General features: G+C 37.9%; 10 protein-coding genes. 5 read left to right on the top strand and 5 right to left on the bottom strand.

The annotated features are described in order from the left end of the window. The first annotated feature begins 1,692 nt into the window (after positions 1 to 1,692). Entirely contained in the window at positions 1,693 to 3,279 is a 1,587-nt protein-coding gene (bshC, locus tag R2Q77_RS17050) for a bacillithiol biosynthesis cysteine-adding enzyme BshC (RefSeq protein ID WP_316804932.1), read from the top strand. A gap of 58 nt (positions 3,280 to 3,337) precedes the next feature. Then, positions 3,338 to 4,423 carry an Ldh family oxidoreductase gene (locus tag R2Q77_RS17045; RefSeq protein WP_316804931.1) on the top strand — a complete coding sequence of 362 codons (1,086 nt, stop codon included), beginning with the start codon at positions 3,338 to 3,340 and terminating at the stop codon, positions 4,421 to 4,423. Between the two features lie 126 nt (positions 4,424 to 4,549). On the opposite strand, the gene R2Q77_RS17040 is transcribed toward R2Q77_RS17045, so the two are convergent. Further along, positions 4,550 to 5,476: an AraC family transcriptional regulator gene (locus tag R2Q77_RS17040; RefSeq protein ID WP_316804930.1), complete on the bottom strand. Its 927-nt coding sequence runs from the start codon at positions 5,474 to 5,476 to the stop codon at positions 4,550 to 4,552. 130 nt (positions 5,477 to 5,606) lie between these two features. Here R2Q77_RS17040 and R2Q77_RS17035 point away from each other — a divergent pair, with 130 nt between their 5' ends. The 3 genes from R2Q77_RS17035 to R2Q77_RS17025 all read left to right on the top strand — a co-directional run bounded on the left by R2Q77_RS17035 (position 5,607) and on the right by R2Q77_RS17025 (position 9,532). Beyond that, positions 5,607 to 7,286, top strand: a complete 1,680-nt coding sequence (locus R2Q77_RS17035) for a GMC family oxidoreductase (RefSeq protein WP_316804929.1) — start codon at positions 5,607 to 5,609, stop codon at positions 7,284 to 7,286. A gap of 10 nt (positions 7,287 to 7,296) precedes the next feature. Continuing rightward, complete coding sequence (locus tag R2Q77_RS17030; RefSeq protein ID WP_316804928.1) at positions 7,297 to 7,902, top strand: gluconate 2-dehydrogenase subunit 3 family protein; 606 nt, start codon at positions 7,297 to 7,299, stop codon at positions 7,900 to 7,902. Between the two features lie 445 nt (positions 7,903 to 8,347). Then, positions 8,348 to 9,532: a M57 family metalloprotease gene (locus tag R2Q77_RS17025; RefSeq protein ID WP_316804927.1), complete on the top strand. Its 1,185-nt coding sequence runs from the start codon at positions 8,348 to 8,350 to the stop codon at positions 9,530 to 9,532. Positions 9,533 to 9,597: 65 nt separating this feature from the next. Here the strand turns inward: R2Q77_RS17025 and R2Q77_RS17020 are convergent, their stop codons facing one another. From R2Q77_RS17020 to R2Q77_RS17005, 4 genes are all read right to left on the bottom strand, one after another. Continuing rightward, positions 9,598 to 12,312 (bottom strand): beta-glucosidase, encoded by a 2,715-nt coding sequence (locus R2Q77_RS17020; protein WP_316804926.1) that lies wholly within the window; start codon positions 12,310 to 12,312, stop codon positions 9,598 to 9,600. 77 nt (positions 12,313 to 12,389) lie between these two features. Continuing rightward, positions 12,390 to 13,820: an alpha-L-fucosidase gene (locus R2Q77_RS17015; protein ID WP_316804925.1), complete on the bottom strand. Its 1,431-nt coding sequence runs from the start codon at positions 13,818 to 13,820 to the stop codon at positions 12,390 to 12,392. A gap of 50 nt (positions 13,821 to 13,870) precedes the next feature. Next, on the bottom strand, positions 13,871 to 15,193 hold the full coding sequence (locus R2Q77_RS17010) for a cytochrome c (RefSeq protein WP_316804924.1): 1,323 nt from the start codon (positions 15,191 to 15,193) through the stop codon (positions 13,871 to 13,873). After that, the gene (locus tag R2Q77_RS17005; RefSeq protein WP_316804923.1) at positions 15,194 to 15,811 is read right to left on the bottom strand and encodes a redoxin domain-containing protein; all 618 of its coding nucleotides are present in this window, start codon (positions 15,809 to 15,811) and stop codon (positions 15,194 to 15,196) included. It abuts the gene before it with no gap. Between the last annotated feature and the right edge of the window lie 4 nt (positions 15,812 to 15,815).

The following is a 15,815-nucleotide window of genomic DNA, read 5'->3' as shown; positions in this document are numbered from 1 at the left end:
CCCAACAAGGCCAACACACGATTTCTCCGTTCAGCTTTTAAACCGGCATGGTCAATGTTTCGGTAAGCACTGAACAAGCCTAACTACTAACTTTAACAGAAAGATTGCGAGCCGGCAACTTTGCTTCTTTGGTTGTCCAAAGAAGAGAAGCCCCCCGCGGCAAGCGGATAAATAATATTGTCTTAGCCAGACAGGCTTCGTACCTTTTTCTTAACAAAAAGGTACCCAAAAGTCAAGGCTTGCATCCTTTCTTGAATAGCAGCATCAGAATTCTAATAGCGGCAATATGAGGCTTAGCCCATTCTCAGCCCTGCGCCCGCTGCATATTCCCTTGGTTATTCGAAACACTAAAACAACTGCAAGAATTCTAATGTGCTCTCCTGCGAAATGCTGCTATGCCGGTGGCGTGCTTAGGTTAAAACAGTAGAAAATTTAAAGTTAGTTTAGCATGATTTAGCAGCTGCAATTTCCTCCCAACAAGGCCAACACACGATTTCTACGTTCAGCTTTAAACCGGCATGGTCAATGTTTCGGTAAGCACTGAAAAAGCTTAGCTACTAACTTTAAAAGAAAGATTGCAAGCCGGCAGTTTTTGTTTCTTTTTGCTGTCAAAAAGAAAACAAGCCCCGCGGCAAGCGGATAGATAGTATTATTGTCTTAGCCAGACAGGCTTCGTACCTTTTTCTTAACAAAAAGGTACCCAAAAGTCAAGGCTTGCATCCTTTCTTGAATAGCAGCATCAGAATTACTATAGCGGCAATATGAGGCTTAGGCCCATTCTCAGCCCTGCGCCCGTTGCATATTCCCTTGGTTATTCGCAATACTAACAACTGCAAGAATTCTAATGTGCTCTCCTGCGAAATGCTGCTATGCCGGTGGCGTGCTTAGGTTAAAACAGTAGAAAATTTAAAGTTAGTTTACCATGATTTAGCAGCTGCAATTTCCTCCCAACAAGGCCAACGCACGATTTCTCCGTTCAGCTTTTAAACCGGCATGGTCAATGTTTCGGTAAGCACTGAAAAAGCTTAGCTACTAACTTTAAAAGAAAGATTGCGAGCCGGCAACTTTGCTTCTTTGGTTGTCCAAAGAAGAGAAGCCCCCGCGGCAAGCGGAATAATTGTCTTAGCCAGACGGGCTTCGTACCTTTTTCTTAACAAAAAGGTACCCAAAAGTCAAGGCTTGCATCCTTTCTTGAATAGCAGCATCAGAATTCTAATAGCGGCAATATGAGGCTTAGGCCCATTCTCAGCCCTGCGCCCGCTGCATATTCCCTTGGTTATTCGCAATACTAACAACTGCAAGAATTCTAATGTGCTCTCCGGCGAAATACTGCTATGCCGGTGGCGTGCTTAGGTAAAAACAGTAGAAATTTTAAGGTTAGTTTTGCATGATGTAGTATTTATGCCCAACAAGGCCAAACCACGATCTCTCCGTTCAGCTTTTAAACCGGCATGGTCAATGTTTCGGTAAGCACTGAAAAAGCCTCACCAATAGCTTTAAAAGAAAGATTGCAAGCCGGCAGTTTTTGTTTCTTTTTGCTGCCAAAAAAAAGCAAGCCCCCGCGGCAAGCGGACAAAACGAGTACGCTCCAACTCCTTTTTAATTATCTAATTCTTTAACATTTTATCTACTATTTGTAAAATATACAAGGCAAAAGCATTTTCTCCTTAAATTTGCCTTAATTCGCAAATCATGCAGGCAAAATATATTTCTTATCAGGAAACCGGTTCTTTCTCAAAGTTGGTTTTAGATTATATAAATAATGAAGAGCAACTTAGTGCTTTTTACAGTTACCGCCCCGATATGGATGGCTTGGCACAAGCCATAGAAAACAGAAATTTTAAAGGCGACAGAGCCATTTTAGTTGATGTTTTAAAACAACAATACCAACACCTGCAAGTCAATAAATCTGTAACTAAAAACATTGATCTTTTAGCTTTAGACCAAACCTTTACTGTTACTACTGGCCATCAGCTGAACCTGTTTACGGGTCCGCTTTATTTTATTTACAAAATAGTTACCGCTATTAATTTAGCTATTGAACTTAAAATTGCGCATCCTGAAAAGAACTTTGTTCCTGTTTATTGGATGGCAACCGAAGATCATGACTTTGATGAAATTAACCATGTAAGTGTTGATGAGAAAAACATCAGCTGGATACAATCAACCAATGGTGCCACCGGAAGGTTAAGTACCAAAACTGTTGCCGCAGCAGTTACAGCCTACAAAGGTTATTTAGGCATTTCAAAAAATGGCAAACGAATTGCCAAATTGGTGGAGCAAGCTTATTTACAACATGATAATTTAGCTGATGCCACTAGATTTATGGTGAGTAGTTTATTTGAAAAATATGGCCTTGTAATAGTAAATGCTGATGACAGGCGCTTAAAAAAGCTTTTTGCACCAATCATCACGACAGATATTCTACAGCAAAACAGCGAAAGAATCATCCAGGAGACTTCATCAAAGTTGGAAGATTTAGGTTATAAAACCCAGGTTAATGGTCGGGATATTAATTTCTTTTACCTCAAAGATGAATTACGTGAACGCATTATTCTGGAAGGGAAAACTTATAGCGTAAATCATACCGATATCCGTTTTACGGAAGAAGAATTAAAAACAGAGATTAATACCTACCCTGAGCGTTTTAGTCCGAATGTGGTGATGCGCCCTATGTATGAGGAATTAATTTTACCAAATATAGCCTATATAGGTGGTGGCGCAGAAGTATCTTATTGGATGCAGTTGAAAGCCAATTTCGATTTTTATAAAGTTGATTTCCCTGTATTGCTTCTGCGAAATTCGGCCTTACTGATTGATAAACGGAGCGCAGAAAACCTGCACAGTTTAGGTTTTACATTAGAAGATGCTTTTTTACCTGTAGAAGAATTAAAAAACATTTGGGTAAAGAAAAATTCTACTGCCCAGCTTAGCCTTGCAGATGAGATAAGAGCGGTTAACAGTATTTTTGATCAAATTAAGCTTAACTCTTTTAAGGTAGACAAAACACTTTCTGCTTCTACAGATTCAGCGAGGCAAAAAACCAATCATCTTTTATCCAATCTGGAAAAGAAATTATTCAGGGCGGAGAAAAGAAAACATGAATTTTCTCTTCAACAAATTGAAAATGTAAAGAAAAGACTTTTTCCTAATGGCACTCTACAGGAAAGAATTTCTAATATTGCCCCTATGTATGTAAATTATGGAGAAGATTTTCTTTCTTCCCTGATTGAAAACTTTGAGCCTTTAGGTGGCGACTTTACTTTATTATTACCATAACGATTTTAATCTTTACTACTTCATGTTTGAAGATTAAGCCTTTGAAAACATTGCAAAAATGAATTTTATAACTTTTACCGAAACCGAACTCAGAACCTTCACTTATCGTGTTTTTAAAAAGATTGGTTGCTCCGATGAACATGCAAACTTAGCTACAGATGTATTATTACGTTCTGACCTTCGGGGCATCGATTCGCACGGAGTAGCACGTTTAAGTGGTTATGTTCGTCTTTGGGAAAAGAAAAGAATAAATGCAACGCCCAACATTAAGGTTGTTTATGAAACCCCAACTACTGCAACGGTTGATGGTGATGGTGGATTAGGGTTGGTTGTAGCGCCATTTGCAATGAAAGTGGCCATAGAAAAAGCAGAGAAATATGGCAGTGGCTGGGTTTCTGTTAAAAACTCCAATCATTTTGGTATCGCAGGATATCATGCTTTAATGGCGGTAGAAAAAGATATGATAGGTGTGAGTATGACCAATGCCAGTCCTTTAGTTGCCCCTACTTATGCGAATGAAAGATTACTGGGCACCAACCCAATGTGTTATGCCTTTCCGGCAGGAAAATATCCTCCAGTAATTGTAGATATGGCAACTGCCGCCGCTGCAAACGGAAAACTCGAAATAGCACAAAGAGCCAATAAAGATGTGCCTGATGGCTGGGTACAGGATAAAAATGGAAAGGCTTCTATTGACCCCAATGAATTAAAGAATGGAGGCTCTTTATTGCCCTTAGGCAGTGATAAAGACCATGGTAGCCACAAAGGTTACGGGTTAAGTGCCACCGTTGATATTTTGTCTGCAGTACTTTCAGGAGCAAACTATGGCCCGTGGGTACCTCCTTTCGTTGCTTTTTTAGAACCTTCTGCAAATCCGGTGGGTGAAGGACTTGGGCATTTTTTAGGCGCCATGCGCGTAGATGGGTTTCGTCCTGCAGCAGAATTCAAAGATCACTTAGATAACTGGATTGAACGCTTTAAAAGTGCAAAAACGATAGATCCTGATAAAAAGGTAATCATTCCCGGCGAACCTGAACACGAATTTGAGCAGGAAAGAAAAATTAACGGAATTCCAATTATAGATGTAGTGGTTAAAGACTTAAATGAACTTGCAGAAAAGTTGGGGATTGATAGTTTGAATTAAGGTTTTTGAGTATTTCGACTGCTTTAACTACAAAAAACGCGAAAGTAAGCACAAAGAACGTAGAGATAGATAGGTTTTCCACGCTAACTTCGGACTTCCGCCCTGCGACACCGACCTCGGTCTATTTTAAAAAGCACTTTGCATTCCCCATGAAGTGCTTGTTTCAGATAAACTTCTATCAATTTGTTGCGGAACCAAAGGGTTTTCAAGTTGTTTATTAAAATTCTTCCGATAAGCCGACGGCGTGGTAAACTTTAATTTTAAAAATTGTTTATGGAAATTAGTTAAAGTGTTAAATCCACTTTCGTAACAAATATTCATAATATCCTTCTGGGTATCCATTAAAAGTTTACAGGCATGCCCAATCCTAAGCTCATTAACAAAATTTATATATGTTTTTTTTGTGCTTTTTCTAAAATACATGCAGAAAGCAGGTACGCTCATACAAGCTATTTTTGCAATCTCTTTTAAGGTTATTACATTTTGAAAATTTTTGAGTGTAAACTGAAACACAGCATTAATCCGATCCTGTTTTTGGCTAAGGTTTTCCAAATTCTGGATAGAAAGTAAAGTGTAAGTGTAAGCGGTAGACATCAATTCAAGACATTCAGCTAATTTTATGATTCGGGAAAAACCTTCAGCATCTTCCAAAGCTTTAATTAAGATACCAAGCCGGGGATTACCATTATCAGAAATTTTAAGTCCCTTGGCAGATATTTTAAAGAATTCTTTTATGGATTTACTTTCCGGCAGGTTAATAAAATCATCACCCCAAAAGTCTCCATGAAACTGAACCACCACAGCACTTGTGACCAAATCTTTTTCAGCCTTTTGAAAAGTATGCGGGAGGTTCGCTCCAAGAAAGAAAATATCGCCTATGGCAAAATCGCCTATGTAATTGCCGATATAACATTTGCCATAGCCCTCTGTAAAAAGAATCAGCTCATATTCAACATGTTGGTGCCAGGGCACCTCAAAATTGGGTGTACGATACGTTCTTGCTACAAATGAAGTGTTTTCACTGAGCGTTAACTTCTCAATCATTGGCTTCATATCTGTTTATTTCAGGTTAGTTGTACCCTAAGATACATTTTTATTAAAATAGTAGCTGTATTAAAGAAAATAATGGAGTTTGTTTTAATCAATAGCAGATAGTTTTACAACACACCAAATATCTGATGTGATGAATAAAAACACCTACGATGCGATAGTTGTTGGCTCCGGAATCAGTGGCGGATGGGCCGCAAAGGAACTTACAGAAAAGGGGTTAAAAGTGCTTCTTTTAGAGCGAGGAAGAAACTTTGAGCACATAAAAGATTACAAGTCAGCACAAAGTGATCCATGGGCAATGCCACATCGTGGGACGACCACTCAGGAGCAAAGAAAAAAATATCCGGTTATACACCGGGGCTGGGCTGCCTCCGAACCGGTTATGGATTATTGGGCCAATGAACAAGATAGCCCATATGTTGAAACCAAACCATTTACCTGGTGGCGAAGTTATCAGATGGGTGGCCGTTCTATATTGTGGGGTAGACAAAGTTACCGCCTAAGCGATTTTGATTTTGAGGCAAACGGGAAAGAGGGTATTGGAGTAGATTGGCCCATCAGATATAAAGATTTAGCACCATGGTACAACCATGTGGAAAAATTTGCGGGTATTAGCGGATCTAAAGAAGGGCTTTTACAACTACCTGATGGAATATTTCTGCCTCCAATGGATTTAAATTGCGTAGAGAAAGATGTATCGGCAAGGATTAAAGCGCACTACAAGGATCAGCGGCATTTGATTATTGGACGCACTGCAAACTTAACTGCAGCCATCCCCGGAAGGACAAAATGCCAGTTCAGGAACCGCTGCTGGGAAGGATGTATATTTGGCGGTTACTTCAGTACACAGTCTTCTACCTTACCAGCTGCACAAAAAACGGGTAACCTAACGGTTAGGCCATGGTCTATTGTTACACAGATATTGTATGATAAGAATACAAAAAAAGCAAAAGGAGTTGAAGTGCTCGATGCTGAAAATAATAAAACATATGAATTTCATTCAAAAATTGTTTTCCTCTGTGCATCTGCTTTAAATAGTGCCTGGGTGCTTTTCAATTCGGCTACGGATGTATGGCCAGGAGGACTGGGCAGCAGCAGCGGAGCGCTTGGCCATAACGTAATGGATCATCACTATAACTTAGGCTGCCAGGGAACTGTTGAAGGGTATGAAGACAAGTATTACTATGGCAAAAGGGCCAATGGTTTTTATATACCTCGCTTTGTAAATCTATTTGGAGATAAGCGAGATTACCTAAGAGGCTTTGGCTTTCAGGGAGGTGCCAGTCGCTCGGGCTGGAGCCAGAATATTCCTGAATTAGGTATTGGGGCTGGTTTCAAAGAAGCCTTAACCGAACCAGGTGGCTGGTCTATTGGGGCTGGTGGCTTCGGAGAGATTCTTCCGGATCATCGCAATAGAATCTTTTTAGATAAAAATGTTAAGGATAAGTGGGGACTTCCGGTATTGAATATGGACGCTGAATTGCAGGAAAACGAACTAAAAATGCGAAAAGATATCCTGGTTGAGATAACCGCCATGTTTGATGCTGCCGGGGTTAAAAACATTTCGAGTTGGGATAATGGGCATGCAATGGGACATGGCATCCATGAAATGGGTACTGCCCGCATGGGGCGTTCGCCAAAAACATCGGTATTGAATGAGCATAACCAGATCTGGGATTGCAAAAATGTTTTTGTTACAGATGGCGCCTGTATGACTTCTTCTGCCTGTCAAAACCCTTCTCTCACCTATATGGCGCTAACCGCAAGAGCCGCAAATTTTGCCGTAAATGAATTGAAAAAAGGAAATCTGTAATTAAAATGATATGAACAGAAGAGACTTATTAAAATCGATAGCCTTATTAACAAGCGGGGCCGTTGTAGGTGCCGATTTTTTCTTGAGTAGTTTTAAAGATCCGGCCAGCAGCACGGCCAGTTTATTAACCTACAGAGAGCTTGAATTATTGGATGAGGTAGGTGAAACAATTTTACCAACAACCCCAAAATCCCAGGGTGCTAAAGCTGCTGCTGTATCGGCTTTTATAAAAGTTATTGTTGCTGATTGTTATACGGAACAGGAGCAAATGAATTTTTATGAAGGCCTAAAACAAATCGATAAAGATTGTGAAAAAAGTAAAGGGAAGGTATTTATAAACTGTAACACCGCTGAAAGAAACGATTTTTTAACCGTGCTGGATCAGGAAGCAAATTTCTATCAAAAACAAAAACCAGAAAAGGAAAGAGAGAAAAGAAAAGAGGACAAGGGTTTTAAAGGTTTACCCAATCACTATTTCACCAATATTAAACAAGCCATTTTATGGGCCTATTTCAGCTCAGAAGTTGGCGCTACAGAAGCCCTGAGGTATGTTTCCGTTCCAGGCCATTACGATGGTTGCGTGCCTTATAAAAAAGGAGACCGATCTTGGTATTGATCATATAAAAGAGGTTCTATCATCAATGCAATTTCTCGCCAAATCTGTCACATTGAGCTTCCCGGTAAAAATCGGGACGAGTAGTCGAAACACTTTTAAAATCGTTCGAAAAACCCTTCTATAGATTCAGGATTACTAATGGTATTCCAATTATAGATGTAGTGGTTAAAGACCTAAATGAACTTGCAGAGAAGCTTGGTATTAAAAAATTAATGGAAAAACTTTAATTCATTTATCCACACCAATAAATACTTCTTTTTCAGCACCTCACTATAAAGATTTCGTTACGTTCGATTAAAAGAACAATGACAAACTTCCTATAAACAGTAACACTCTGTATCCATTCATAATTAAAGGTTAACTACCTGGTTGTATTGAATTTTAAATCATCTTTTATGTATATTGGATTTAAAATCATGTAACCCTAAACCTACACACTTAAATTATGAAAAAGAAAATTCTTTATTCGCTCATTACCTTTTTAATTATTTTAACCATCCAATCCTGTTCTAAAAAGCAAGCTGTAGCGCCCGAACAAAATACCGAAATCCCTGAAACCGTTCTGAACAAGATTAAAGAAATGGGCTTTAACACAAAGGGGGTCCAAATCCTTAATGATGGTTATATTGTTGAGGGCGATATCTTTTTGCCTAAAAATACCTTGGGTAAGGCAGCAAGTTCTGCAAATTTAATAATTGCCAAATCAGAACAGTACCAAACTTATAATTTGGTTCAAAATTTACCCAGAACAATAACCATTTCTGTTTCAAATTTACCAGCGGTTTATTCAACAGCTGCGAGTAATGCGGTGACCAGATACAACTCTTTAAATTTAAAAATTAACTTTCAGTTTGTTAACAGCAATGGCGACATTCAAATTATTGGTTTTAACCAGGCGGCAACTTCCCAGGGCATTAAACTTGGATATGGAGGATTCCCTTTCTCAGGCAATCCTTTTAATGAAATCGGATTAAATACAAATCCTGCGGCTTTTGGTACAAATCCCGATCTTGGTTACATAACCTCTGTCATCCAGCATGAAATCGGCCATTGCATAGGTTTAAGGCATACCGACTATTATGACCGAGGTTATAGTTGCGCCAACAGTCAAAATGAAGGAAATACCTATAACAGCTCAGATATTCAAAATTTTCCTGGCGCAATTCAAATTCCAGGGACCCCTGCTTCTGCTGATCCAAATTCGTTTATGCTTGCCTGCAGTAACGGCACTGATCGTACTTTCAATGCAAATGATGAGGTTGCTATAAAGTATCTGTACGGTTATCCCACAAATACCTATTCTTTCCGCGTTACCACCATGAGCAATACCCCCACTTATTACGGATTGATACTTGATGGATATTATATTGCTGCAACCATATCTACACCCCCAGTTAATGCTACATCAACCTATGTTTATAATGTTAATGGTTACAACCCAAGCTCAACCTTAGTTGTAAAAATAAGTTCTGGTTATATACCCGTATCTGCAACCGCAACACCAAGTAGCGGTTCAAAAGTTAATGGTGTTATAAATGCTGCAGAAAAAACGATCACCTTTTCTAATCTTAATATGTCTACATCAAATGGCTTTGTATCAATTGCCTTTAAAAACTTTGGTTTAGATTAAAATAAAAAAGCCGCAGAACTTAGTAAAAGATCTGCGGCAATATAGCTTGATGCGAATATTCTAAATTACTTTATTACAGTCAGTGTATCCTTAAGTTGTAGTGCTTTGCTGGAAGAACCAATCATAATTCTAAAATCACCAGGCTCAATTACTGTTTTCATCTCTGCATTAAGCATTTGCAGCATGTCCGGCGTAATGGTAAAACTTAACGGTTTACTTTCGCCAGCTTTTAATTTAACCCTTTGAAATCCTTTTAGCTCTAAAACAGGTCGAGCTACACTTGAAATCATATCACGAATGTATAATTGAACAACTTCTTCTCCATCGTATTTTCCAGTATTTTGAAGTGTAAAATCAGCTTTAATACTTTCGGCTGAATTGATCTGCATTTTAGAAAGTTTTAAATCTTTATAGTCGAATGTGGTATAACTTAAACCAAAACCGAAAGGAAAAAGTGCCTCTCCGCTCAGGTTATTATAATCATCGCCGCGGCCGGTGGGTTTGTGGTTATACACCAAGGGCAGCTGAGATTCGTGTACCGGGTAAGTAACCGGCAATTTTCCGGCCGGGTTATAATCACCAAATAAAGTTTCTGCAACTGCATTGCCACCTTCTTCGCCAGGGTACCAAACATTTAAAACTGCCGAAGCCTCATCAAACCAATTATTCATCGTAATGGCACTGCCACCCACCAAAACCACAACTACAGGTTTTCCGGTATTTTCCATTTCTTTAATCAATTGTTCCTGGCTACCAGGTAAATTTAACATTGCCCGGTCTAAAAACTCGCCTTCTTTTATGCCTGCAGCAACTACAATTACATCTGCATCTTTTGCAAGCTTAACCGCTGTCTCTATTTCAGTTTTACGTGTATCGGGTGTTTTATAGTCCCAAATCAATTTAATATAAGCATTACCTTTCGACTCCTTAAATTCTATCTGAATACTATAATCCTGATTAGCCACAAAACTGAATGGGACTAATTGCGTGTGATAAGATCTTTTTTCCCATCGATCAATCAACAATTTACCGTCGAGGTATAAACGATAACCGTCGTTACCTTCTAAACCAATCTGATAAGTTCCAGATTCAGGAGCAGAAACTGTTCCCTTCCAGCGGACCGCGTATTGATCTTTAGCCAATTTTTTGTCAGGCGAATGGAGTGTCCACATGAAATTTACAGACTTATCAAGCTTAGCTAAAACAGGATTTCCAGAAAGTTCAAGATTATCAAAATACTCTGCTGAAAGCCCCTTAGAAGTACCTGATTTTAAAAATGCTTCCTCAATTGGCACATACAAAACAGGGGTTCTGGTGCTGCCTTTACTGTAAACAATATTCACATCCTGGCCGCTTCTTTTCTTTAATCCATCCAGTATATTGATTTTACCATTGCCACTGCCACTATAACCACCCAAACGGGCTTCTATAGCATCCTCGCCAAGCAGCAGAATGTTTTTTACACCTTTAAAAGGCAGTATTGATTTTTCATTCTTTAACAAAACAAAAGATTTTAATGCAGCCTCTTTAGCCACAGTTTTATGGCTTTTATCCTTTATTGATTTTTGCGCTTCACTTTCTGATACATATGGATTTTCGAACAAACCCAATTCAAATTTGGCCCTCAATACCCTTGCTACAGCATCATCGATTCTTTTTTGAGGTATGGAGCCATCCAAAAATGGAGGGATAAATAATTTATAATGTTCAAATTCTGTTTGAAAAATCACATCAAGGCCGCCAATAATGGCTTGTGTTGTCGCTTCTGCATAATTTTTAGCCGTATAATGTAAAACATTTGCACCACCAACGGCGCCAGCATCAGAAATAACGAAGCCTTTAAAACCCCAGTCTGTTTTTAATTTTTGGGTTAAAAGATTATAATTTGAAGTTGCCGGGGTGCCATCAACCGAATTATAAGCCGTCATTAAAGACCTGCTTTTACCTTGTTGTATGGTTGCTTTAAACGGTGGGAAATAAATTTCTTCCATTAAGCGTTCATTAAAATGTATTGGATAACTGTCGCGACCGCCATCGCCAACATTAGCAACAAAGTGCTTAGGGGTGGTAATGATATTCTGAGTTTCAAAAGCCTTAACAAAAGCCAGTCCCATTTGCGAAGTTAGAAAAGGGTCTTCGCCATAAGTTTCTTCTGTTCTGCCCCAGCGAACATCCGAAGCAATGTTTATGACCGGTGTTAAAATATCACGAATGCCTCTCAACTTAGTTTCTTTAGCTATTGTTGCGGCAACTTTCCCCATCATCAGCGTATCAAAACTTGCGGCCAAACCAATGGCTTGCGGAAATGCAGTTGCACCCTGTCTTACAAGACCATGTAAAGCTTCATCAAAAGCAATCATCGGAATACCTAAACGGGTTTCTTTAACAAAATAACGTTGTATAGTATTGATTTTTTTAGCCAAGGTGTAGGCATTTTCCAGGGTATTGTAACTTAGCATTTGGTTTGCACCACCACCGCCCTGAGCAACTGCACTAACCTGTAAACCAAAAATCCCATTTTTATACCTGTTCTTGTCCGTACCTTCTAAATCACCGGGAATCATAAACAACTGCCAGAATTTTTCTTCCGGTGTCATCCTGGACAATAAATCATTTACCCGGGCATCAATAGGTGCTTTCGGGTTTTTATATAGTGGATCGGCCCGTTGTTCTTTTCTATTTAGCTTACGTTTGCCTTTCTTTACATCATCATTTGCAAAAGATGGATGACTTAAAGCAACCAATAAAAGCAGGATAAAAATGATTGGATTGAATTTCATTAATTTCAGGGATGATTACTGCTTAAAGATTTTCCATAAAAATCATTAAACAGTATTTTGAATAATTATTATTTTTCTTATTCTGCTGCGAACTGAAAAGCCAAAGCAATACGCTCATTGGCTGCATTTGCAGGCAACTCTACAATTGTATCGTTGTTTAAAACTTTCCATTTTAATTTTTTACCACTTGACAATAAAATAACTGATGAACCTTTTTTAGGTGCATTTCCGCTCCAGGTAATCGTTTTAGTTAGCTTTTCATCCTTTTTAACACAATAAAGTGCATATTTTGCTTTCCCATCCCTACTCTGCGTAAACCAGGTTTGCCCGCTATTGTAATTTTTGGTAATGCGGGTATTGTATATGGCTTTACCATTTATTGATGTCCATTTACCAATTTCATTCAACCGGTTGGTTACTTCATCGGGCAATGTTCCATCCGGCTTTGGTCCAACGCCTAAAAGTAAGCTGCCTCCTTTTGCTACAATTTCTATGAGTTTATGAATAACTTCGTTTGCCGGTTTATAAGGTTCGTTGGCTACAAAACCCCAGTTGTTACCTAAAGTCATACAACTTTCCCAGGGATGATCCAGTTGTTTTTCGGGGATTTTCTGCTCAGGTGTCTGATAATTTTCATAAGGACCATGTACCGTTCTATCAACCATTAATAATCCGGGTTGTGCTTGTCGGGCCATTTGTGCAATCTTCGGCATATCAATATCCTGGCTCCATTTTGGGATATTTGCACCCCAGGAAAGCACTTCTTCATTTACGGTTTCTAAAGGACGAACCCATCCGCCATCGAGCCAAAGAATATCTACCGACCCATAGTTATGCATCAGTTCTCCAATTTGATTGTAAACAAAACCTTTAAATTTATTCCAGCGCCATGGGTTTTTTCTAATATCGTAGTTGTTGTTTCTATCCGCTGTTGCATATTTTTGCCACCAGTAGTATTGCGAATGCCAATCGGGTTTAGAAAAATATGCCCCAATCATGAACCCTTCTTTTCTAAAAGCATCAAAAACATATTTTGCAACATCGGCTTTAGGATTATTCGCAAAAGGTCCTTTGGCAATGCTAAAATCAGATTCTTTGGTATCAAACATAGCAAAACCATCATGGTGTTTGGTTGTAAAAACGAGGTATTTCATTCCCGCATTTTTACCTGCTTTTGCCCATTGTTCGGGATTAAACTTAACAGGATTAAAATCTTTACTTAAACCCCAATACCATTTTTTATAATCTTCGTAAGCAATAGTGCTGTCGCGGTCTATCCAATCTTCTGAACAAAGATTCCACGATTCCATAATTCCAGGAACTGAATACAGGCCCCAGTGGATAATCATGCCAAATTTTTTATCCTGCCATTGGTCGAGTTTTTCTTTAACCTGTGGGTCAGAAGGCCATTCATATTTAGTTGATTGCTGGTGAATACCGTTTTGTTGGGCATTAACAAATTTTATTAGCGTAATTAAACATATAGTCAGGGTATATTTTATTTTCATATTAGTTTATTAAGTCGGGCTAAAAAGCTAAGGTTATAATTAATAGAAGTTTATTTAAGTTCTATTTTTTCATCATTTTCTTTATAAGGTAAAAATACAAGTAGCATTGTCATCATCTCATCAGTAGATTTCATATCATTTGCCGAATAAACATTTTGGGGTGGATTACTTGGATTATTTGGGTTTTCTTTTGTATTGTCGTAAGTACCTTCTATTGTTAATACTGACCCCTTTGGAATTTTAACCAAATTTTTAAACTGATAGATTTCCTGCCATCTGAAATCCCACGATGGAATTGAGACCAATTGGATGGTATCCTTTTGGGGGGTAACTGCATAAGATTTAAATATTTTACCTATATAGTGCATATGGGGCCATATATATAGAAGTGATTGATCTTGCGGTGTCGTAATTTTTAATTCAAATTTTCTTATCGAACCAGCAGGAATGTAAAAATAAGGATCGATAGATTTTTCACCCACGCCAGCAGATCCAAGGCTAATCACTTCAACCTTTCTTTCTATTGGTGTTTTCTTGAAAAAGAAATTTACGCCTGAGATAATTTCCTCATCTTTTGCAGAAGGTGCAAAATGTATTGTTAATAGAATTACACCCCGCTTAGGTAAAATCCAACCGAAGTTATTAGGGTACGACTCATATGATGTTCCAGGAATCCATCCTCCATAATAAGTCATTGTTTTTTTAAAAGGAAAATACTGGGAATATTTAGTCCGATCATCATCGGTTAGGTTCAAATATTCCGCTCCCTGATTAATATCAATATCTTCAGCAACAGGATGAATTGCAAAGTTTGCATGGTGAACAATCTTCTTATTGGATGAAAAAAATTCGATGGCTTCAACATTTTTCTCCGCTCCAACCTCAAAAGGAATCTTAAAAACAATAAACCTTTCTTTATTGTCTCCTAAAACTTTAAATGCCGAAGTTGTTTTAAAAACAGCATCAGGCTGTCTAAAATATTGAGTGCCTGCGATGTATTTTTTAGTTAAATTCTTTTTGCTATCTGTTATATTGCCAATTGGCATTTTTGCATCAACCCATTTTGCAATGATTAATTTTTCGTCATCCGTTAATGATCGGTCGTTTTTAAAGTCTCTATAATGATTATCCGGTTTCCATGGAGGCATATAGCCAGATTGAGTTACCTTTTTAATAAATGATCCTCGTTTTGCAACATCCTCATAGCTTAAAAGAGAAAAAGGAGCAGCCTCTCCAGGTCTGTGGCAAGGTTGACACTTATTTTGAATAATTTGTGCTACATCTTTATAGTAAGTTATTTTTTGAGCATTTACAGTATTTACACCAATAATCAATGTAATAACTGTTGGTAAGATTAAAGATTTAAACATCATTTATATATCATTAATTAAACAACCAACAGGAATGGTCTTTTTAAAGGATAGTTTGCCACTCAACAAATCATTAATTGCCTCTTCAAGATACTTTTCAGTAATTACAAGGCGCTTTTGCCCTAATGCAGATGCCCAATTATCAATTTGTCCCTGATAAGTTATAGCGCCCATTTTATTTATTAAAAAAACCTCTGGCGTAGTGGTTGCATTTAAATACTTAGAAAGTCTCTTATCACGATCTGTAAGCAATTCGAAATTAATTTTATATTCATTTTTAAGCTTGCTTATTTCCTTTAATGAATAACTTTTGCCCGGAACTACCCCATAAAAATTAATTTCTTTATGAGAATTTTGAAGTTTTATTAAGCCCGGTAAATAATTTTTGCATAACGGGCATTCTGGGCTCAAAAATATTATGATCGTTGTTTTATTTAAACTAATGTGATTTACATTATTGCCTAAATCAATTAAATTAATTGCGTTTATTTTTGTAGGAGATATTAAATTCCCTTGCGCTTTTAAAATAGCAGGAGTAAAAATTATAACCAATAAAAAGCCTAATCCTAAAAAAAAATTAAATAGCTTCATAAGTTTTTTGATTAAAAAAACCCCTAACAATAAT

It is taken from the genome of Pedobacter nototheniae (assembly GCF_032678625.1).
Taxonomy (GTDB): Bacteria; Bacteroidota; Bacteroidia; order Sphingobacteriales; family Sphingobacteriaceae; genus Pedobacter; species Pedobacter nototheniae_A.
This window is presented reverse-complemented; position numbering and strand designations above follow the sequence as displayed.